This is a genomic window from Prevotella heparinolytica (assembly GCF_002998535.1).
Classification (GTDB): domain Bacteria; phylum Bacteroidota; class Bacteroidia; order Bacteroidales; family Bacteroidaceae; genus Bacteroides; species Bacteroides heparinolyticus.
Window position 1 is genome coordinate 53,106 of sequence record NZ_CP027234.1, and the last position, 21,684, is coordinate 74,789.

Genomic DNA, 21,684 nt, shown 5'->3' on the forward strand with positions numbered 1-21,684 from the left:
ATTAACACTCATGGTGAATTAACCTGATTTAACCGGAAGTTCTTGTAAATTAACCGATGCAGCTTTTTTAGTTTCTATTATCTACATTAAAACAAAAACAGAGGCCTTTGGTTTGCAAATTTAATAAAAAATTAAGTGTTTAATTTGCATTTCTTTGTGTTTTTGAGCTGAACTCAGAAAAAAGTCGGGAAAAAGAAAGAACGCTATATCTGTTCTAAAAAGCATTAGGCACGGAATTTACGGTTTAACACGGCTTTTTGTGAATGAAAACGTGAAATACCGAACAATTCCGTGCCTAAGAGAGTGGTAAAGGTGTTTTAACACCTCGTTGCTAAATATTCTATATAAACAATTGAAAAGAAGTATTTACTCTTCTGTTTGTTTGGCTTCAAACTCTTTGATAAGCTTATCCTGCACGTCACTCGGAACAAGTTCATAGCTGGCAAACTTCATGATAAACGAAGCCCGTCCGCCGGTCAATGAACTGAGAGCAGTAGAATAAGAAGACATCTCTTTCAAGGGCACTTTGGCGCTCAGTTTTTCGTAGCCGGCTTCGCTGCTCATACCCATGATCATGGCACGGCGTCCTTGCAAGTCGCCCATCACGTCGCCCATCTTGTCCGACGGAACAAAAACTTCTACATCATAGATAGGCTCCAAAATCTTCGGCCCGGCATTTTTAAACGCTTCGCTGAAGGCGTTACGTCCTGCCAGCATGAAGGAGATTTCGTTAGAGTCAACCGGGTGCATCTTGCCGTCATACACGATGACGCGTACATCGCGGGCATAAGAACCGGTCAACGGGCCTTGCTCCATGCGAGACATGATTCCTTTCAGAATGGCCGGCATGAAACGGCTATCAATGGAACCGCCCACAATGCTGTTGACAAATACCAGTTTGCCACCCCATTCCAGTGGCACTTCTTCTGTTCCTTTCACGTTCATTTTGAACTCCTGTCCGCCGAATCTATAGGTATCCGGCATCGGCATTCCTTCGTAGTAAGGTTCTACAATAAGATGAACTTCACCGAACTGACCCGCACCGCCCGACTGCTTCTTATGGCGATAGTCGGCTCGGGCAGCCTTTGTAATGGTTTCACGATAGGGGATTCTGGGCTCTTCAAACTTGATCTGCAATTTTTCGTTGTTCTCAAGACGCCACTTCAAAGTACGCAGGTGGAATTCGCCTTGTCCGTGTACGATGGTCTGGCGCAATTCCTTGGACTGGTCGATAATCCAAGTGGGGTCTTCTTCGTGCATGCGGTTCAGGATAACCATCATCTTTTCCGTATCCGCCTCGTTTATCGGTTTAATGGCACGTGAATATTTGGAGTTAGGATATTTAATGAAGTTGAAGCGGTTTTCAGAACCTTTGCCGTTCAGTGTGTTGCCGGTATGTACATCTTTCAGTTTCACTGTGCAACCTATGTCGCCCGCTACCATCTCTTCCACCTTGATGCGGTTGGCACCGGCGCATGCATAGATTTGTGCGATGCGTTCTTTGGAGCCACGGTCAGCGTTCGTCAAGTCATCGCTTTCGTGCACTTTGCCGCTCATTACCTTGAAGTACTGAACATCACCGATGTGGGGTTCGACGGCTGTTTTAAAGAAGTATAGAGAGGTAGGCCCGTCCGGATCCGGTTTCACCACCTCACCGCGTGTATTGTGTACCGATGGCATTTCGTCTACAAAGGGTACTACATTTCCCAAAAACTCCATCAAACGGCGCACGCCCATGTCTTTTCCTGCACACACGCAGAACACGGGGAACATGCCGCGTGAAGCCAAGCCTTTGCGTATGCCTTCGCGCATTTCGTCTTCCGTCAAGGATTCTTGTTCAAAGAATTTCTCCATTAAGCCTTCATCGTGTTCGGCAGCAGCTTCCACCAAGGCCTTGTGCATTTCCGTAGCTTTATCCATTTCTTCTGCCGGAATGTCTTCAATGGTAGGAGCTCCTCCTTCGGGTCCCCACGAATATTTTTTCATCAGAAGCACGTCTATCAGCGAATTGAAATTTGGACCGGTGGACAGCGGATATTGTACGGGAACGACTTTAGACCCATAGATACTCTTCAATTGTTCCAGCACCATGTCATAATCGCACTTTTCGTTATCAAGCTGGTTCACCAAGAAAATGACCGGTTTCCCCAACTTTTCCGTATAGCGGAAATGGTTTTGAGTGCCTACTTCCGGGCCGTATTGCCCGTTCAGCAACAAAATGGCGGTATCTGTCACATTGAGTGCAGTCATGGCTGCTCCCACAAAGTCATCACTGCCCGGGCAGTCGATGATATTCAGTTTCTTACCGTTCCATTCCACATGGAAAACGGTGGAAAACACAGAATAGCCATATTCCTGCTCCACCGGAAAGTAATCGCTGACCGTATTCTTGGCAGTAATTCTGCCACGACGTTTTATAATACCACTCTCAAAGAGCAGCGCTTCTGTGAGAGTGGTTTTACCCGAGCCATCATTGCCAAGGAGGGCAATGTTCTTAATTTCATTCGTCTGATATACTTTCATGATGTATTAAGATTTTAAGTGAATAACCTGACATAAAAATATGCCGTTAATTTTTTGTGAGGCGCAAATTAGGCATTAATAAAAGAAAAAGCAACAAAGCAAAGCATGTTATAAAACACACCCGGTTTTTGTCTGCACGTAGTGAACATGGGATAGCTTCGTCTTTTGAGACATATTTACCTATTAAACAGCCATACCGTCAAACTAAAGAGCCATATCAGGCTCTGTTTTTTCGAGTAATGATATGGCTCTTCCTATTTATAATATGGCCGGGACGTTCGCTTGTAAAAAAATATGTATGGATGCGATAGGGGTGAATCGTATCTCGGTGTCGAAAGTCTCGTTCCTCGGTGTCGAAGAGGGTGTTCCTCGGTGTCGAACGATGCGTTCCTCGGTGCCGAACGATGCGTTATCTTGAAGAAGAAAAAATTTAGGACATTATCCGCTGATAATCAGCTTGGTACAAATTCATTCTCGGGAAGAGACGCATCAAACGTCGGTTGTCATCTTTTTTCTATGTCAATCAAGCGGGAAACCAGTTTGGACACACCGTCTTTTGCTTATTTCCCGTTTTTAATTCATCGTCTACCACAGCCATCATTCCTTCTACTTGGGCCAATGCCTGCATACGGCCGTGAAACGAATAACCTGCATTGTATCCCTTGTCTTCATCGCCCAGCATCATACGTCCGTGATCCACGCGCATGGGAAGTCGGGGATTTTCTTTCTCGAAAATACGGATTAAATCAATGATATGGCCCCTGCCTTCGAGGTGGGAACTTTCGATAAAACTTCCGCCTGGCATGGCTTTCGTGCTGCGCAGATGCACGAAATGAATGCGTTTGGCGAACTTTTGTGCCAGCTTGCGGGTATCGTTTTGTTCGCCTGCACTCAAAGAGCCGGCACAAAAAGTCAGTCCGTTATGGGGATTATCCACGGCATTCAGCAGCCAGTCGATGTCCTGTTCGTCCGTTACAATGCGAGGTAAACTCAATACTTGAAAAGGAGGATCGTCGGGATGTACGCACATATTTATTCCATATTCCTCGCACACCGGCATGATGGCCGACAGGAAATAGCGCATGTTTTCGCGCAATGCGGTGCGGTCAATCCCCTCATAAAGAGCCAGCAGGCGCTTGAAGATGGCTACCGGATTCTTGTCGCCCTCCTTGATGTTTCCATTTACAAATCCTTGTGTCTTTACAATGATGGCATCTACCAATTCGTCTTTCTCCGCTTCTGTTATCACTTTGTCCAGCTCTTCCACTTTTGCCAGTTCTTCCGGAGAATAATCGACTTCGGCGCCTTTCCGTTCCAATATCTTCAGATCGAAATAGGCAAAACGGATTTTGTCGAAATAGAGAGACGAAGTGCCGTCATCCCAAGGATGTTGAAGGTCTGTGCGAATCCAATCAATCACTGGCATAAAATTGTAACAAACTGTCTTTATCCCTGCCTTTCCCAGATTGGCAAGGCTGACTTTGTAGTTTTCTATCAGTACATTGCGTTCGGTTCCTGCATACTTTATTGGCTCGCTGACCGGAAGGCTTTCCACTACAGACCAGCGCAAACCGTAGGATTCGATATGCGCCTTCAGCTCTTCAATAGCTTCCGATGTCCAGACTTCTCCGTTTGGAACCTCATGCAAAGCTGTGACAATACCTTCTACGCCTATCTGACGCAACATGGCAAGTGTGATTTTATCTTTCTTGCCGAACCATCTCCAAGTTTTTTCCATTTCTATAATTCGTTGTCTATACGATACTGCTTGTTTTGTGATTTGCAGATATGATTCAAAAATAACAAAAAGAATCTGTATCGCTGCTGTTTTAAAGCAGAAAAAAATAGTAGGCAGAGATTTATTGGATAATTGTTTTTTCGTATATTTGTTATTCTGTAACTTATTTACTTTATTCAGATACCCGAAAGTCGGTATGGAGGAAGAAAAAGAGAACAATCGGTCAGATGCTTTGAAAGATAAATTTGAGACGCTTTTCAAAGAGAATTATTCTTGTCTTTATTATTATGCTCTTCATTTTATTCCTGATAGTGAGATTTGTAAAGATTTAGTAAGTGATACATTCCATTTTATATGGGAAAATATTGAAACCTTACGTATGGAAACAGCAAAGGTTTATATGTATACTCATCTTCAACGGCTTTGCATTGATTATCTTCGTCGTTTAGGTATGGCAGTTAGCAAAACAGACTCTTATCTTGCTATGCTTCGAGAGTGGAATGAGAATGATTGGAGAGAAAGTGAAGAACGTATTCAGAATATTATGTGTCTGATAAAGCAGATGCCCACACTTACCCGGACAGTAATGGAGCAATGTTATATATATAAAAAGAAATACGTAGAGGTAGCTGAATTTACAGGCCTTTCAGAGAGTGGTGTGCGTAAGCATGTGATGAAAGGATTGAATATTATCAGACGATATTTTTCCGTTAAATATAAAAAACGACAGTGACTGAGTCGTTGCTCAGTTTGTAATAGATAATGTTATAAATATCTTATATTGTGAGGAAGTAAGCTTTATGAATAACTCAAATAGTAAAGATGATAAATTGGGTAAAGAAGTATATCAAGCGCCTGAAGAGAATTTGCATTACGAATGTGAGCAAGCATTATTGCGCTGTCATTTCAAGTTGCCTTCTGTCAATGATGAATGGAAGAAGTTCCAACATTCGGTACCGTCGAATCTATTGACCGACAAACGTAAAAAGCGCCTTTTTACCTATTATATTATAGGTGGAATCTCGGTAGCCGCAATGATATTGGGGGCGGTTTTTTTTGTTTTGCCGGAGCATAAAGCGCAGAGAGTGAAAGGTCGCGAAAAGATGGAACTATTGATAACTTCAAAATCTGAGGAACGGCAAGTTGTTTTGGAGGAGTCGGAAGACGCTGTTTCCGAAGAACGGACGGTGGTGATTGATAATACAGTTCCTCGTATAGAACAACAAGGTGCTGTTTTGTCGGAAAGAGAAGCCGATTATACTCATGTAAACGTCAAGAAAATCCGTCATAATATTGTTTCCATACCTCGGGGCAAAGTCTATAAGATACTTTTAAACGATGGAACGGAGGTTTGGCTTAATGCAGACAGTCGCTTCTCTTTTCCTTCCCGTTTTTCCGGTAAGAATCGTGTTGTGACACTTGACGGGGAAGCATATTTCAAAGTAGCGCCTGATGAGCATAAGCCTTTTATTATTGTCACTGATAAAATGACAACACAAGTATTAGGGACAGAGTTTAATATCAAAGCGTATAAAGAATCTGAAACACATGTGACGCTGGTACGTGGTTCGGTATGCGTGCGATTGCCTCATAAAAAAGAGGAAGTAATTCTAACTCCGGGTGACGACATTGTTTGCACCGAGGATAACTACCAAGTGAGAAAAATAGATACAAGTTATTATAGCCAGTGGATGGAAGGTTACTTTTATTATGATGACGTATCCCTTACTGATATTTTACGTGATCTCGGGCGTTGGTATAATTTTTCTGTCGAGATAGAACAGAATCCTTCACTTATGAATCTGCGACTACACTTTATTGCAGAGCGAGGCGATAATATCGAACAGGTAATTGAGAATTTGAATGCTTATGAGTCTTTTTCTGTTATAAAAACAGAGAATAAGCTGACCGTGAAATGGAAAGATAATGAAATCCAATGAAGGAGTATCAAATATGATTTTGAAATAATGAGATAAATATTTGTCTTAGAGAACAAATGAAATGAATTATTCCGCATAAGCGAGAGATGATGTAAAATGTGGTTCTCAAGAGTAAGAAGGTAAAGATTTAAAATAAAGAGCGTTTAGTGGGACTAAACGCTTTCTTTTTTCGTATTTAAATAAAAGTCACCTTTAATTTAATCATAATTTTATGAAAAGTTATTGTTTTTTGAAAACCTTCCGTATGAAGTTTTTATTCTTCTTACTATTCTTTTTTACCGGGGGTATTGGGAGTGGAAGTGCGCTGGCGCAAAGTACTTCACAGAAAATAGATTTGGTATGTCAGAATGAGGCTATGCCGGCTGTACTGAAAAAGTTGGAACAAGAGACTAAATTCAAATTCTTGTTTACTTATAATGAGATACAGCATTTTAAGGTAACGGTTGAGATTAAATCGAAAACAATTGATGAGGTGATGAAGGCTATTTTAGCCTCTTATCCGTTAACTTATAAGATTAACGGGATATATGTCACAGTTTCAGCTTTGCAGAAAGCGAAGCAGAAACGCATAAAAGGGCGTGTAGTGGATGTTGCCGGAGTCCCTTTGCCCGGTGTGACTATTCTTACCAATGACCTTTATGTGGCGGGAGTCAGTGATGTTGATGGGAATTTTGATATTTTAATTCCCGATAAAAAGGAAATAACGGAAGTGAAATTTTCTTATATTGGGATGAAAGCCGTATCTGTGCCTTTTACGGGAAAGCAACTCTTTATTTTCATGAAAGATGATACGCAGCTTGTAGATGAAGTAGTCGTCAATGGTATATTTGAGCGTAAAAAAGAGAGCTTCACGGGTGCCACTACTGTTATTAGAAAAGAAGAACTGATGCGGAACGGCAGTCAAAACTTGTTGCAAAATTTGAAGAATATAGATCCGTCTTTTAAGATTGTAGAGAATATGGACTTAGGTTCCAATCCAAATGCCATGCCCGAAATCCGAATGCGTGGTCAACAGTCAATGCCCGATTTGAAAGGAACGTATAATGGGAATCCTAACCAACCATTGTTTATATTGGATGGTTTTGAGGCCGATGTTACTGCTGTTTACGACTTGGATATGAATCGTGTAGAGACTATTGTCTTGTTGAAAGATGCTGCGGCAAAAGCAATTTACGGCTCTAAGGCTGCTAATGGGGTAGTGGTGATAGAAACACGTAAGCCTGAAGCCGGAAAACTGCGAATCACTTATAAGGGAGATTTGAATTTTACTATTCCTGATCTGACGGGATATAATCTTTGCAATGCACGTGAGAAGTTTGAAGTGGATAAAGCACATGGAACGTATTCCGACCCGTGGTTTTGGGAACAATATTTGAATAATATACAATCGGAGATAGCGCGTGGTGTAGATACCGATTGGTTGGCGCAACCTTTACGTATGGGAGTCGGACATCGACATTCTGTTTATCTGGAAGGCGGTGATGAACGTCTTCGATATGGCGTAAATCTACTTTATAATGATATCAAAGGTATTATGAAAGGTTCTGGGCGTAAAACGTTCACCGGAGGAAGTATGCTTTCCTACCGTTATAAGAATTTATTGTTTCGCAATCAATTCAACGCCACTTTGAATCATGCAGATGACTCTCCTTACGGCTCTTTTTCTGAATATGCAGAGTTGAACCCCTATTGGACACCATACGATAGGAATGGCAATTTGAAGCAAATAGCCGGTTCAACAGGCGGTGGAGGTTTGGTGGGGGTGACTAAAGGAAATCCGTTGTGGAATGCTACTATAGGTACAAGGAATTTCAGTAAATATACCAATCTGACTAATAATTTCTATATCGAGTGGCAGTTGCTCGAATCATTAAAATTGATGGGACGTCTGGGACTGTCGAAAACAATCAATAAGCGAGATGATTTTTATCCTGCCTCTCATACTTATTTTTTAGGGTATTCGGAAGAACGTTCTTTTGATAAAGGAAGTTATAGTAAATCTGACGGCGAGAGTAGTTCTGTATCTGTTGACGTAACGGCGAATTATTCGTTATTATTGAATAAAAATCAGTTGTTTTTCAATGCAGGTTGGAATATGCAGCAAAATCAATCGGAAACTACTCGTTTTAAAGTAATAGGTTTTCCCAATGATCGTATCAACTTCATTGCTTCCGGTTTGAAACCGGACCCGAATCAACCATTTTCCGGAAACGAAAGTATCGTTCGCTCAATTAGTTTGCTGTCGGCTTTGAACTATTCATACGATGACCGTTATTTGGCAGACCTCTCGTATCGTGCCAGTGCCTCTTCTCTTTTTGGAAAAGAAAACCGTTGGGGACATTTTTGGGCAATGGGCGCAGGTTGGAATTTGCATAAGGAACATTTTATGGAAGACGTTACATGGTTGAAGCAATTTAAAGTAAGGGCCTCTACGGGTTATACCGGAGCACAAAATTTCAGTTCGTATCAGGCATTGGCCACTTTTAGTTATTATCAGACGCAAGCTTATGATAATTGGATAGGAGCTTATCTGATGACTTTGCCTAACGACAACTTGAAATGGCAGAAAACCCAAGATTATAATATTGGGGTTGATGTTAACCTCTTTAATCGTTTGAGTATCCGTTACGATTATTATGTACAGAAGACCGAAGACCAGCTTTTGGCGCTTACAATTCCGCCTTCCATGGGATTTCGTAGTTATATGGAGAATTTGGGAAGTACCGAAAACAAAGGTATGGAGCTGAAGTTGAATGCGCATCTTTTATATAATCCGGCAGATAATCGTTACTTAAGCGCATTTTTCTCTATTGCCAATAACTCGAATAAGCTTAAAAAAATATCAAATGCCTTGAAAAACTACAATGATGAAGTAGATGGCAAAATTATAGCCGGACAAACGAATAGACCTCAGCTTCATTTTATTGAAGGAGAATCAATGAATGCTATTTGGGCTGTACGGTCATTGGGTATTGACCCGGCTACGGGAGATGAATTATATCGGACTAAAGATGGACAAACTACAACGGAATGGAAAGCTGAAAATCAAGTTGTGTGTGGAGATGCCATGCCGAAATGTACAGGCACTTTCGGATTGAACTTAGATTATAAAGGTATTTTCATGAATATGTCTTTCTATTATCAGTTGGGCGGACAAATATATAATCAGACATTGGTAAACCGTGTGGAAAATGCTTATGTCGGTCTGAACGTAGATAAGCGGATATATAATGCGGTTTGGAAGCAACCGGGTGATATCGTTGATTTTTCTTATAGTCCTTATAAGACAACCAAGCCAAGCTCCCGTTTTATTCAGGATTTGAATGAATTGCGTTTTTCTATCTTGAATGTCGGTTATGATTTTCGCCATACGACTTTTCTGAACCGGCTTAAACTCGCACAACTGAAGGTCAGTTTTTATATGAACGATATTTTTCGTGTATCTACCGTGAAAGTGGAAAGAGGATTAGACTATCCGTTTGCTCGCACATATTCGGTTTCTTTACAGGCAACTTTTTAATATAGTAAGATATGATGGCAAAAATACAAAAAATAAGAGGAATACTTGGGATACTGTTCTTGTCTTTGCTGAGTATTTCGTGTCAGGACTGGTTAGATGTCAGTCCGAAGTCTGAAGTGAAATATGATGATTTGTTCAGCTACAAAAATGGATTTAAAGATCAGTTGACTGGAATTTATACAGCGCTTTGTGCCGATAATTTGTATGGTGCGAACCTTACTTTTGGTATGGCGGATGCCTTGGGACAGCAATATGTATGGAAGCAGGAGGCAGGTACTTACTATCACCTGCATCGGTTTGAATACGAGAATACTACTAGCCGTGGGGTAATCAACAATGTGTGGAGTAGTATGTATAATGCGATTGCCAATATTAATATCTTCTTGCAGGGCATTGATGAGCATCGGGGAGTTCTGTCGGAAGTAGAAGAAAATGTTTATGAAGGCGAAGCCTATGCTTTGCGTGCCTTCTTGCATTTCGATTTGCTCCGATGGTTCGGTAAGAGTTATGTGAGCGGTACCGGTGAAAAAGCCATTCCGTATGTGAAGGGGGTATCAAAGGAGGTCACTCCATTATCTACAGTTTCAGAGTGCATTGATTTGGTGATTGAGGATTTGAAACGTGCATTGGATTTATTGGCGGCAGATCCCATAAAGACAGGTGATTCTGCTACGGTTTTTTTGGGTACGCGTGATTTTCATTTCAATTATTATGCTACTTGCGCTTTGTTGGCTCGTGCCTATCTTTATAAAAATGATAAAAGTAATGCGTTGCGATGTGCTCATGAAGTGATTGAATCGAACAAGTATCCTTGGGTGGAAAGTACTAATGTCACTACCAATACACGTGAAACACGTGACGGGATTTTTAAGTCGGAGTGTATCTTCACTCTTAATAATACAAGGTTGAAGTCGTTGACAGAAAGATTCTTGAAAGAAGGAGAAAGCAATACCGTGGGTAATTTGCTTATCATGTCTCCGGAAGTATGTGCGGAAATATTTGAGACCAATTTGTATGGTTTTGATTGGCGGTATAATTATTATTTTGAAACATTGTCAAGCTATTATCTTGGCAGTACTAAGTTGTGGCAGTTTTCTTCTAATTATAACAATCGTCAGCCATTGCTCAGAATCAGTGAGATGTGGTTGATTGCGGCTGAATGTGCAGCTACGAAGAAAGATGCTGTGAACTGTATCAATACATTGCGCAGGCATAGAGGTTTTGATGAAGGGGGTATGCTGGCCGAAGAGGGGACGACCGATGTAATGTTGAAAACCATTATTGGAAAAGAATACCGAAAAGAGTTTATCGGTGAAGGGCAATGGTTCTTATATTGCAAACGTTTGGATATTGAAGAGATTCCTAATGTAACGGTTCCTTTCAGTAAGGGATTTTATATACTTCCGATGCCTGATCAGGAAAAGGAATATGGTAGTAGAAAATAAAAAGAAAGGAGACGATATATGAAAAGATTCGGTTATACGACAGGTTTATTGTTGCTATTGATGGTAAGTTGTACCCAAACCGGGTATTTGCGATATGACACAGATGTAGCCTCTTTGCGGTTTATTTATTCTCCGGCAGGGAAAGATAGTACGATCTACTCTTTTGGCTTACATCCGGGGATAGAAGAAGATATCGTAGAAGTTCCGTTCAAACTGATAGGTGTAAGTTCTTCCGGAGCAAGAGACGTTGCTGTGGAAGTAGTTAAAGAGAAGACAACGGCTACGGAAAATAATGATTTTGTGATTGAACCGTGCAGATTACCGGCAGATGCTATTACCGGTAGTGTAAAGATAAAAGTACGAAAAAATGCAAATTCGGATGCGGAGCGCAGGGTTGTTACTCTACATTTATGCGGCAACAATTACTTTTCTGAGGCTCCGGTCAATGAGTCGATGTTCCGGATTGTAATAACCAATGAATTGGCTGAACCTGTGGGATGGATTTTCAATGAGTACAGTCGTGTAAAGCATGAGTTTGTTATATTGCATACAGGGGTTGCTACGAATTATGACCAATGGAGTACTTCGGAGCAAATCTATTGGAAAGGCGTACTGATAAAAGCGCTTTATGAATATAATAAAGCACATCCGGGAGAACCTTTGACTGATGAAAACGGTTTGGTGGTAACATTCTAAGTATTAATGGTAAAGATGCGTGCAATGATGAAAAATATATTAAGAAACGGCCTATGCCTTATCGGATTGATAATAGGTCTGGCTGCTTGTTATGATGATCACGGGAATTATAATTATTCCGAGTTACCCGGTATCACTCTTGAAGTAAAAGATACGGTATATGCCACCCAATTCAAGCCATTAGAATTGTCGGTGGAAATCAAACTGGATGGTGTAGAAGAAAGTGATTATGAATTTAGTTGGCGTCTTTGGTCGAACGAAATCGGAGGTGTCTGGAAACAAAAAACTATCTGCAAGACAAAAAAACTTTCTTATTCTGTGACCGAAATTCCAGGATCTTACTCGCTGGTACTTACTTGTCATAATAAGAAATCTGGAATAGATACCTACAAAAAGGTTCTTTTGGTTGTACAAGGAATTATTACCGAAGGATGGATGGTTTTGCAAGAGAAAGACGGAAAGACCGATTTCGATCTTATTATGAGTCCTTATTTTTCTAACCGAGTAGATAAAGATCAGATATTACATGACGTTTATAAGTCGATCAACGGAGAACAATTGGAAGGAAGGGGCGTTAAGATAGGTAGCTTTTTCTGTTTGGGACGCTATCAGCATGTAATGATTCTGACAGATAAGGGGGGAGCTCGCTTGGATGCCATTACCATGCAGAAAACGTATGATATCTCTACTTTGATGACGGATATGAGTGACTGGAAGCCGGAAAACTATATTTTCTATCATTATTATTGGAGCCCCGGACGATACGGTTATGACGCTCTCATTTCTAACGGACGTTTTTATGAATATAGCGTCATCAGTGCGATGGGCTTTACTACATATATTGAACCTATTTTGATAGATGGAATGACTTATAAGTCATCTTCTTATGCTCCTCGTTATTTTGATTATTATCTGGCTATTATCTATGATGAACTGGGTGGGCGTTTCTTATGTTTTCCTAAAAAAAACGGAGGCTCTACATGGGTGCTTCAAGAAATGCCGGATAATGCTTCAGGCTCGGTGTTCAACATAAAGAATATGCGTGCGAAACTGCGGTATATGGATACAGGTTTTAAGAACTATGAGTATGGATTGTTTGAAGATTGGGATACTCATACGAATACTTTGTGTGTATTTAACTTTGATAGGAGAACTAATGTGGATAAGGCGATGTATAGTGCGGCTAACTGTCCTGAGATACAGAATGCCAGTCATTTTGCCGTAGGAGACTTAGGACCGGTATTTTATTACGCTACAGACAGGGATATTTATCAATATGACTATACAGGTTCCAATACAGGCAAGAAGGTTTATTCTTTAGCTAACAGCGAGGAAAGGATTACAGGAATGAAAATCTTCAAACCTTGTGTCGATCGTTTCATTAAGTCACATCCTTACAATAATAAGATTCTGATAATTTCCACTTATAACGAAAGTTCAAAAGAAGGAAAAGTGTATATGTATTATATCAACGTAAGTAATGGTGCCATCGACACTTCTTCGGAGAAAACTTTTAGCGGATTCGGACAAATCTTGGATATGGAGTATAATTACCCCAAATATGGTTCTTGAAAAATATTTTCCAATGAAAAAACTGTTTATTATAAAAATAGGGCTTGTTTTTCTCTGTATTCAATGGGGAGGGCAAGTATTCTCCCAAGTGACTTTTTACTTTGAGTCATTCACGAAAGTGAAGATACAAGTCGCTTTCCGAGACTCATCATATCAAGCAGTGCTGGACGAATCGGGGTTGGGAACTATCCAAGTTCCCACCTCGCTAACTTCCGGATATGCCGTTTTGTATGGACCGCGCAGTGTCAATTACTTCTATCTTATTCCGGGTGGGCGGCAAAGCATAAATAAATATTCTGACGGGCATCTTGAGTTTGAAGGAGATGGAAAAATTATTAATGAATATTTAAACGGGGGATTTCTGAGTATGCTAAATTTGAAATATGAGCAATCGGAGGAAGCCTTTTTAAAAGAATGGAAGTTGCTGCCGGATAGGTTCCAAACTCATCTGGACTCGCTTCCGCTACCTGAAGAATTTAAACGGTTGGAACGAAAACGATTGTATTATCAAGTTTGTAATATGTTACAGGCTTATCCGCTTTATCATGCGAGGAAACTGAATATAAATAAGTATTTTCCTAAAGAAAACTATTACCGGCAGGTGGAGAAAACAATGAGAGAGGATAAGGAAGCCTATGAGTTGTGGGAATATCGGCAAGTTTTTAAGAATGGTATCCGGATATTAGCAGAAAAATTTACCGAAAATAAACCATTGGAGCAGTTGCGTTATGCATTGCGTTACATACAAGACTCTGTGAGAGATTCCCGACTTTCTGATTATCTGGTTCATACGTTTATATACGGACATATCGGAAAATTCGGAGCGAAAGGAGTTGAAGAATTCCTGCCTGTTTATAAGGAGAAGGTGAATGATTTTGGCCGAAAAGCAGAGTTCGCTAAAATTTATCAGAAATACCTGCATTTGGCAAAAGGGGAAAAAGCTCCGGATTTTATGCTTCCGGATATTAATGGAAAACGGATTTCCCTTTCTTGCTTGTCGGGGAAATATGTCTATATAGATGTATGGGCTACATGGTGTATTCCCTGTCGTCGGGAACTTCCTTTATTGCAACAGTTGGAGGAAAGGTATAGAGGAAAGCAGATTCATTTTGTCGGTATCTCTATTGATGACGATGAAGCTGCTTGGAAAAGAAAGGTGAAAGCTGATAATCTTGGAATTATTCAGTTACATGCTGACAAGAATTCTACATTTCGCAATGATTATCATATTTCTTTAATACCTCGTTTTATCTTAATTGACCCCGAAGGAAAAATCGTGGATGTGAAGATGTCCAGACCTTCTGAGGCGAAAACAATAGAATTTTTGGATTCTTTGTTTTGACGTTAGTTTGAGGAAATATAAAAACGCTTGCTTGATGCACTAATGGATTAAATTAATAAGCGAAGTTTTCTGTTTGTTTCATTGTATTATGTCTTTATGACGCCCAGATTCCTTGTGCACTTTTGAGAATTTGAGTACCTTTGCCCCCGGAAATAGAAAGGGGTATAGTATGGCAGGACAAAGAACACCTACAGCGTTGGGTACGGAAAGTATAGGCAGGTTATTGATGCAATATGCCGTTCCGGCAATCATAGCCATGACGGCTTCCTCCTTATATAATATGGTAGACAGCATTTTCATCGGTCGCGGAGTAGGAACGATGGCAATTTCGGGATTGGCACTGACTTTTCCGCTGATGAATTTATCGGCAGCTTTCGGTTCGTTGGTAGGGGTAGGGGCTTCTACGTTGATTTCCGTCAGGTTAGGACAGAAAGATTATGACACGGCACAGCGTGTGTTGGGTAATGTCTTTGTACTGAACATTTTGTTGGGTGTGGTTTTTATGGTAGTGATGCTGGCTTTTCTCGATCCTATTCTTTATTTCTTTGGCGGAAGCGACCAGACGGTGGACTATGCAAGAGACTATATGCAAGTTATTCTCATAGGCAACATTGTTACCCATCTATACTTTGGTCTGAATGCTGTATTGCGCTCTTCCGGACATCCCCAAAAGGCGATGTATGCCACTGTGGCCACCGTAGTGGTCAATACCATTTTAGACCCTTTGTTTATTTACGGTTTCGATTGGGGAATACGCGGAGCAGCAATTGCTACCGTCATGGCGCAACTCTTGTCGCTGGTTTGGCAGCTCAAACAGTTTAGTAACAAAGAGGATTTGCTGCATTTTCATCGAGGTATATTCAAGTTGAAACGTAAGATTGTTTTTGATTCACTGTCCATCGGTATGTCTCCTTTCCTTATGAATCTGGCAGCTTGTTTCATTGTGATTCTTATCAATCAAGGATTGAAAAAACACGGTGGGGATTTGGCTATTGGTGCCTATGGCATTGTGAACCGATTGGTGTTTATTGTTGTAATGATTGTGATGGGTTTGAATCAAGGTATGCAGCCCATTGCCGGATATAATTTCGGGGCACGGCAGTACGAGCGTGTCAACAAAGTACTGAAGTTGACGATAATCTATGCCACAGGCGTAACCTCTCTCGGCTTTCTGGTAGGCATGCTGGTGCCCGACGTGGTGGTCAGCATCTTTACGTCGGATGCCGAACTGATAGGACTTTCGGCAAACGGACTGAGGATTGTCGTCATGTTCTTTCCTATAATCGGCTTTCAGATGGTGACTTCCAATTTTTTCCAAAGCATAGGAATGGCAGGCAAGGCCATCTTTCTTTCCCTTACCCGCCAGATGTTGATTCTGCTTCCTTGCCTGCTCATCCTGCCGCAGTTTTTCGGGGTGGAAGGAGTGTGGTACAGCATGCCGGTTTCCGACCTGCTTGCAAGCCTGATAGCATTGATGATGCTGGTGATGCAGTTTCGCAAATTCAAGGTTGCCGCAGCGGAAGGGCGTTAGCATCTCAAGAGCCGTAAAGGCTTTTCGGGAATAGCGTTAGACAGAACTTTTAATTGGGTTGGGAAGAGGCATTCCTTTCATGTTGCTCGTAGCCGGCGAGATTGTAACAGACCGGAGTGGTGCTGTTTCCCACACGGTAGATGCCGAATTTGAAATAATACCCTTCTTCATCATTTCGTCCTATCAATATCTTTTCGTTGTTCACAATGTGGCGTTTGATTTCTTTTTCGGCCTGACGATAAGACATCGTAACGTCCAGAAGGCCGTTTCTCAGAATGGTTTCTTTCTCTTTGCCGTATAATGTCCAGTCTATATTTACCCGGAAGGTTACCCAGCAATCTTTTGGAAAGTGCTCGAAAGGCATTTTATAGGCTATTGTCGAGGCTTTGTAAGCAGACGTGACAGGCTTCATGATTTCCGCTTTATCGGGGTTGGCATTGCAACGGTCGGTTTTATCGGTCAGCCATTTGCGGTCGGAATTGGCTTTTATGTAAAAATATCCCTGTGAGAATCCAAAGGCAAGAGGAGGATAACCACCTTGTTCTATCAGCCAGCCATTGGGCTTTCCGGCTTTGTAAACCGTGTCTCCTTGGGCATTGACTTTGGCTATTTTGTCGTGAGCAGTGTCCTTTTTGAATATCATCCGTTTTTCCAGTTCAAGAAACTCTTTGACACTAAGCCTCATAACCTTGCCCGATGGGTCGGACACGAGTGTGCGGCTGGGCATTCCATGCCATTGGGCAAAGATGGTGGAGACGTTTTGGTCTAAATCGCGGGGGATATATACGGAGAATGTGTAACTCATGGATGCCCCTTGCGGACAGCTCCCCTTGCCGTAATGATAGACGGTCTTCATCTTTTGGGCGCTATGGTATTCCTCTTCGGGATGGTTTCGGAAGTCGTCGGCTACCGCATAACAATAACACAATTCTGCACGACCTTTGGTTTCTCCCTTGGCATAACCTTCCAGTGTATTGTCTTCCTGTTTCAGCTCAAAACGATAGGAAGGTTTGCCTTGAAACGGGCGTGAATAATCCGATTGAATGGTGTGTGGCTTGTTAGTACCGACAGCTACCCAACGATTGTCGATAATCTGCTTTGTACGTGCAGAGTCTGCTTGTACATTGACCCGTTCCGTCAAAGGAATGATTTTGGCAGATTGTGCACAGATCGTGTCGGTTATTGCAAAAGACAGTAAAACGGCTATTCTGATTGTGTTACGCATAAATTTATTTTTTAGTGGGCAGAGGCACCATTGCTCTGCGCCCTTGGTTTAACTTCAAGCCTTTTTCATATGCTTCGGGACCGTGCAGGTCTTTTATATCCATTTCACCCAAATTGATGAGGATGCCCCGTGCCATGAGTCCGGCATCCTCGTTTTCAATACGTGGCAGGGTTTCTGCAGCTTTCTTTAATTCCGGAATGAAGGGGCGGATGCTGTCACGTATTTCCGGGTCTAAAGATAGACATTCCAGCGAAGAGTAGCCGATTTTTCTATCTTTTTCCAAAACAGGAGTTACTAAACGCGAAATACCTTCTTGGGCTTTACCCGTATAAGCAACCGCATAGGCGGCTTCGGAAGCAATGTAAGGGTCATTGTCTCGGAGGAGATTCGACAAGGTTTGCGGGCAAGTCCTGATTTGCTTTTCTCTGGCGAGTTTGGCAAATCCCACTACTCCCCAGAAACGCATTTCCGGCAGAGGGCTTTCAATCGCTTTTTCTAATAAGGGTAGAGAGGCGGTAGTGGCTGTCCCGGCTGTTTCTATAAGCGTGTATAACGCTTCCAATGGGTATTTCTCCTTGCGAACTTTGTCATATAGGATATGTCCGGTGCGCGAGGTGGGAAGAAAAAATCCCAAGTCGTGGGTAGAGCGAATATGCTCCGATAGTGCCCGGCGCATTCTTACGAGGGTCTCGGTATATTCGGGAGAGTTGGAAAGGTCGTGCAACTCCCCCGGATCTTTTTCAAGGTCGAACAACATTTCTGCCGGATGAGCGTTGAAAGTCTGTTCCCAGTCGAGATTGGTATTATGTCCTTCTAATACCAGTTTATCCCATGCCTTGTTGGATGGCATTCCCCATTGGTAATAATTACGTAGGGCAAATTGGCGATATGGAATGTAACTGCGGATATACTTGAAACGTCCGTCGGTAACGGCTCGTACAGGCATATAATGATGTAGTTGGTTGGCTGCCAGTGCGAATTGCACTTCACGTTTTTCTTTGTTTGCAAACTTTCCGTAAAGAGCTTTGCCTTGCATTTGTTTGGGTGGTTTTACACCCGCAAGACTAAGTACGGTAGGCCCTAAATCCGTGAAGTTGACTAAACCGCATTCTTTACCCGGAATTTTATCTGCCAAATATTGCCATTTGGGTGGAAAGTAAATGATTAAAGGAACTTTCAGACCGCTTTCATACAAATATCCCTTGCCTCGCGGAACACATCCTCCGTGGTCGCTGAAAAAGAATATGATGGTATTCTCGTCTAACCCTTTTTCTTTCAAGTCTCTCAAGAAGAAGCCCAACCAAGTGTCCACATCTTGTACCGCTTCCAGATGCCCCGCATAGTCAGAGCGTACTTCCGGCAAGTCCGGTACGTAGGGAGGCAAAGAAAGCAATGCAGGATAAATGCCCTCTTTGGTGTAGTCCCGACGTCCATCTGTATGGAAAGTACGGATGCGTCCCATGTGGGAAGTTACCGTATTGAATACGGCGAAAAACGGTTGGCCTTTTTCTCGTTTGGGACTGTTGTATGAAGCGTTTGGCGCACATTCATCCCAACAAATTTTGTTATCGGTCGTGGAGTTATAGTGGGTTTTACTGTTGTTGGTGCAATAATACCCGGCTTCACGTAGGTTTTGCGGGAAGAAAATGTTTGCAGGAGTGTCGTATGGAACCGGGTGTATATCCATTCCATACGTTGTGGCATAGCATCCGGTGATAAGTGATGAGCGCGCAGCCGAACTTTGCGGGGCTACCGACCATGCGTTCATGAACTGTATGCCGCGGGCGGCTAAACTGTCGGTGTTGGGCGTATGTACGTCTTTATTGCCGTAGCATCCGAATTCGTATGCGCTGGTATCTTCGAAAGTGAGCCAAAGGATATTGGGACGTTTGTCTTTCTTTACCGCTGCTTCTGTCTGTACGGCATACAATCCATAGAAAGCTGTGCACATTAATAAAGGTAAGTGTTCCATAATAAATGAACTCTTTAAGGATATTCGATTGTTGTTGCTAAAGTAGTGATGTTTATGCTTGATAAACGCTTTTTATGTTTAAAAGTGTGCCAATATTGTTTTTAAAGCCTGCTTTTCGACAAAATTGCTACTGATTCAACGAAATTGCAGATGGTTGTGGACGTATGTAGGCAGTATATTGAATAAAAAAGCTTCAAAAATTACCTCCGAAAGCCTATCTTTGAATATTGAAATCTAAACATAAGAAAAATGAAGAACATCCTCTTTGTCATATTGCTGTTATATGCGTCGTTCTTGTCAGGACAGGTTGCTGATACGCACGAAAATCAGTTTGTTATTTCTTTACGTAGTGAAGCGGAGAATTTGTTGACAGGGTGGATGGATGCTTTTTTAACCTATCAGTGCACAAGTCCTCATCCGGCACTTGATGGAGGTGTGTTGTGTCCTGCATGTGCTCGTATGCACGGGCGTATTGGCGATGCCGTACTTCCTTTAATGTATCTGGCCGACAAAACCGGAAATGAGAAATATCTGCTTGGTGCCAAGCGTTTGATGCGCTGGATGGAGAATGTGCATCGTCCTGATGGCTCATGGATGAACGATGTACATGTTTCCGATTGGAACGGCACAACGGTATTCGCTTCCATCGCTCTCTATGAAGCCTTGCATTATCATGGGCACTTGTTGGATGACTCCACCCGCAACCATTGGAAACACCAACTGCTGCAAGCCGGTGAGTTTATGATGAATACCCCCTTCATATATAGTCGTAACCGGAAAGGGATGAGGAATATGAACGTGAATTATTCGGCTTCGGCAACATACGCTTTGTATGCCATCGGGGAAATGTGCAACCGTCCGGATTTTAAAGAAGAGGCGATGAGAATTGCTGTTGACCTGAGAAGCTACTTCACGAAACATGATTTTTTTCTCTATGGAGAAGGACCGGATATATGGTCTGAAACTCCGAACGGATGCCGTCCGGTAGATTTGTTATACAACGTAGAAGAGTCTTTGCCCAATATGGCCTATTATGCAGTGATGGCTAATGATACGGCATTGCTCTCACTGATAAAGCATTCAATGGATACACATCTGGAGTTTATGTTACCCGATGGTGCTTGGGATAATAGTTGGGGAACACGTAGCTTTAAGTGGACGTATTGGGGAGGACGCACAAGCGATGGTTTTATGGGAGGATATTATTTGCTGGCTTTGCATAACCCATCGTATGTAGAGGCTATCCGTCGTAATATCAGCTTGCTGAAAGAGTCTACTCACGGCGGACTTCTTTATGGAGGTCTGCACTATTGTGTTTCGGGTGTTCCTCCTTGCATCCACCATACTTTCGGGCATGCCAAGGCATTGGCTTCCTTTTTGGAGCAGCCTCTTTTAGAGATTAAACCTTGCGGAAAGTTGCCGCGTGATGCAGAGTATGGTATGAAACATTTTCGGGATATACGTACATGGCTGGTGTCTCAAGGTTCTTGGCGTGCTACATTTACCGGCTATGATGCGGAATACAAAGTAAAAGGTACCCATCCGATGGGAGGAGCTCTTTCGTTATTATGGCATTCGCAGGCAGGACCGATATTTGCTGCAACCATGAATCAATATAAACTGATAGAAGCTCCCAATATGCAGAGCAATGCCCGCAAGTATTTGATGGGAGGTACTCCCCGGCTTGAAACCGTTCAGCATGGAGTGACATATAGTAATCTGGATGATTTGGATACGGAGATAAGCTGCTGTGTGGAGAATGGCATTTATAAATTCAGGGTAAATACACACTTGGTCGATATTGACCAAAGAGCTCCTAAGCAAGGTGAAGTTTCGGTAAAAATAGATTATACATATTCGGAGCAAGGTGTCATGATGGAGGTGGAGCAGTGTCCAGATTCGGTATATCTTGTCTTACCGGTTATCGCATCGCCCGAAGAAGTAGTAAAAGTCACCCGGCAGGAGGCCTTCATAACCAAGAACAACGGGATATTGGGCATTACATGTAAGGCAGGACGTCTTGAAGTGGCGGCTACGGATGACGATGGCAGGATATTCAATCCCGTCCCCGGTTTTTCGTTTGTTCCTTTACGAATAAAACCTGATGATGCAAATAAGAAAATTAAGATTATTCTCTTTTTTCGCTAATATATTTTGTTTATTTGTCTCATAATAGATAT

13 protein-coding genes are annotated in these 21,684 nt (G+C 42.0%); 9 read left to right on the top strand and 4 right to left on the bottom strand.

Going from position 1 to position 21,684, the window contains the following annotated elements; genetic code table 11:
• Positions 1-366: 366 nt before the first annotated feature.
• Both C3V43_RS00255 and uxuA read right to left on the bottom strand, forming a co-directional pair.
• On the bottom strand, positions 367-2,523 hold the full coding sequence (locus tag C3V43_RS00255) for an elongation factor G2 (protein WP_106068102.1): 2,157 nt from the start codon (positions 2,521-2,523) through the stop codon (positions 367-369).
• Between the two features lie 523 nt (positions 2,524-3,046).
• The gene (uxuA, locus tag C3V43_RS00260) at positions 3,047-4,261 is read right to left on the bottom strand and encodes a mannonate dehydratase (protein ID WP_106068103.1); all 1,215 of its coding nucleotides are present in this window, start codon (positions 4,259-4,261) and stop codon (positions 3,047-3,049) included.
• Between the two features lie 196 nt (positions 4,262-4,457).
• Between uxuA and C3V43_RS00265 the strand changes: the two genes are divergently transcribed.
• From C3V43_RS00265 to C3V43_RS00300, 8 genes are all read left to right on the top strand, one after another.
• Positions 4,458-4,994 (top strand): RNA polymerase sigma factor, encoded by a 537-nt coding sequence (locus tag C3V43_RS00265; protein ID WP_131927244.1) that lies wholly within the window; start codon positions 4,458-4,460, stop codon positions 4,992-4,994.
• A gap of 67 nt (positions 4,995-5,061) precedes the next feature.
• Positions 5,062-6,201 (top strand): FecR family protein, encoded by a 1,140-nt coding sequence (locus C3V43_RS00270; protein ID WP_106068105.1) that lies wholly within the window; start codon positions 5,062-5,064, stop codon positions 6,199-6,201.
• A 211-nt stretch (positions 6,202-6,412) separates the two neighbouring features.
• Positions 6,413-9,721 (top strand): SusC/RagA family TonB-linked outer membrane protein, encoded by a 3,309-nt coding sequence (locus C3V43_RS00275; protein ID WP_106068106.1) that lies wholly within the window; start codon positions 6,413-6,415, stop codon positions 9,719-9,721.
• An 11-nt stretch (positions 9,722-9,732) separates the two neighbouring features.
• On the top strand, positions 9,733-11,166 hold the full coding sequence (locus tag C3V43_RS00280) for a RagB/SusD family nutrient uptake outer membrane protein (RefSeq protein WP_106068107.1): 1,434 nt from the start codon (positions 9,733-9,735) through the stop codon (positions 11,164-11,166).
• Between the two features lie 18 nt (positions 11,167-11,184).
• On the top strand, positions 11,185-11,862 hold the full coding sequence (locus C3V43_RS00285; RefSeq protein WP_106068108.1) for a DUF4843 domain-containing protein: 678 nt from the start codon (positions 11,185-11,187) through the stop codon (positions 11,860-11,862).
• A 24-nt stretch (positions 11,863-11,886) separates the two neighbouring features.
• The gene (locus tag C3V43_RS00290; protein ID WP_164996198.1) at positions 11,887-13,434 is read left to right on the top strand and encodes a PKD-like family lipoprotein; all 1,548 of its coding nucleotides are present in this window, start codon (positions 11,887-11,889) and stop codon (positions 13,432-13,434) included.
• 13 nt (positions 13,435-13,447) lie between these two features.
• Positions 13,448-14,776, top strand: coding sequence for a TlpA family protein disulfide reductase (locus tag C3V43_RS00295; RefSeq protein ID WP_164996199.1), 1,329 nt, complete (start codon positions 13,448-13,450; stop codon positions 14,774-14,776).
• A gap of 169 nt (positions 14,777-14,945) precedes the next feature.
• Complete coding sequence (locus C3V43_RS00300; protein WP_106068111.1) at positions 14,946-16,307, top strand: MATE family efflux transporter; 1,362 nt, start codon at positions 14,946-14,948, stop codon at positions 16,305-16,307.
• Positions 16,308-16,356: 49 nt separating this feature from the next.
• On the opposite strand, the gene C3V43_RS00305 is transcribed toward C3V43_RS00300, so the two are convergent.
• Together C3V43_RS00305 and C3V43_RS00310 are read right to left on the bottom strand one after the other, a co-directional pair.
• On the bottom strand, positions 16,357-17,532 hold the full coding sequence (locus tag C3V43_RS00305) for a heparin lyase I family protein (RefSeq protein ID WP_106068112.1): 1,176 nt from the start codon (positions 17,530-17,532) through the stop codon (positions 16,357-16,359).
• A 4-nt stretch (positions 17,533-17,536) separates the two neighbouring features.
• Positions 17,537-19,504: a sulfatase family protein gene (locus C3V43_RS00310; RefSeq protein ID WP_106068113.1), complete on the bottom strand. Its 1,968-nt coding sequence runs from the start codon at positions 19,502-19,504 to the stop codon at positions 17,537-17,539.
• A gap of 249 nt (positions 19,505-19,753) precedes the next feature.
• On the opposite strand from C3V43_RS00310, the gene C3V43_RS00315 reads away from it, so the two are divergent.
• Positions 19,754-21,652, top strand: a complete 1,899-nt coding sequence (locus C3V43_RS00315; RefSeq protein WP_106068114.1) for an ulvan lysase-like protein — start codon at positions 19,754-19,756, stop codon at positions 21,650-21,652.
• The last annotated feature ends 32 nt before the right edge of the window (positions 21,653-21,684 follow it).

Excerpts from the sequence above, each read along its gene's own strand:
- C3V43_RS00255 (WP_106068102.1), bottom strand. The coding sequence starts at position 2,523 with ATGAAAGTATATCAGACGAATGAAATTAAGAACATTGCCCTCCTTGGC.
- uxuA (WP_106068103.1), bottom strand. The coding sequence starts at position 4,261 with ATGGAAAAAACTTGGAGATGGTTCGGCAAGAAAGATAAAATCACACTT.
- C3V43_RS00265 (WP_131927244.1), top strand. The coding sequence starts at position 4,458 with ATGGAGGAAGAAAAAGAGAACAATCGGTCAGATGCTTTGAAAGATAAA.
- C3V43_RS00270 (WP_106068105.1), top strand. The coding sequence starts at position 5,062 with ATGAATAACTCAAATAGTAAAGATGATAAATTGGGTAAAGAAGTATAT.
- C3V43_RS00275 (WP_106068106.1), top strand. The coding sequence starts at position 6,413 with ATGAAAAGTTATTGTTTTTTGAAAACCTTCCGTATGAAGTTTTTATTC.
- C3V43_RS00280 (WP_106068107.1), top strand. The coding sequence starts at position 9,733 with ATGATGGCAAAAATACAAAAAATAAGAGGAATACTTGGGATACTGTTC.
- C3V43_RS00285 (WP_106068108.1), top strand. The coding sequence starts at position 11,185 with ATGAAAAGATTCGGTTATACGACAGGTTTATTGTTGCTATTGATGGTA.
- C3V43_RS00290 (WP_164996198.1), top strand. The coding sequence starts at position 11,887 with ATGATGAAAAATATATTAAGAAACGGCCTATGCCTTATCGGATTGATA.
- C3V43_RS00295 (WP_164996199.1), top strand. The coding sequence starts at position 13,448 with ATGAAAAAACTGTTTATTATAAAAATAGGGCTTGTTTTTCTCTGTATT.
- C3V43_RS00300 (WP_106068111.1), top strand. The coding sequence starts at position 14,946 with ATGGCAGGACAAAGAACACCTACAGCGTTGGGTACGGAAAGTATAGGC.
- C3V43_RS00305 (WP_106068112.1), bottom strand. The coding sequence starts at position 17,532 with ATGCGTAACACAATCAGAATAGCCGTTTTACTGTCTTTTGCAATAACC.
- C3V43_RS00310 (WP_106068113.1), bottom strand. The coding sequence starts at position 19,504 with ATGGAACACTTACCTTTATTAATGTGCACAGCTTTCTATGGATTGTAT.
- C3V43_RS00315 (WP_106068114.1), top strand. The coding sequence starts at position 19,754 with ATGAAGAACATCCTCTTTGTCATATTGCTGTTATATGCGTCGTTCTTG.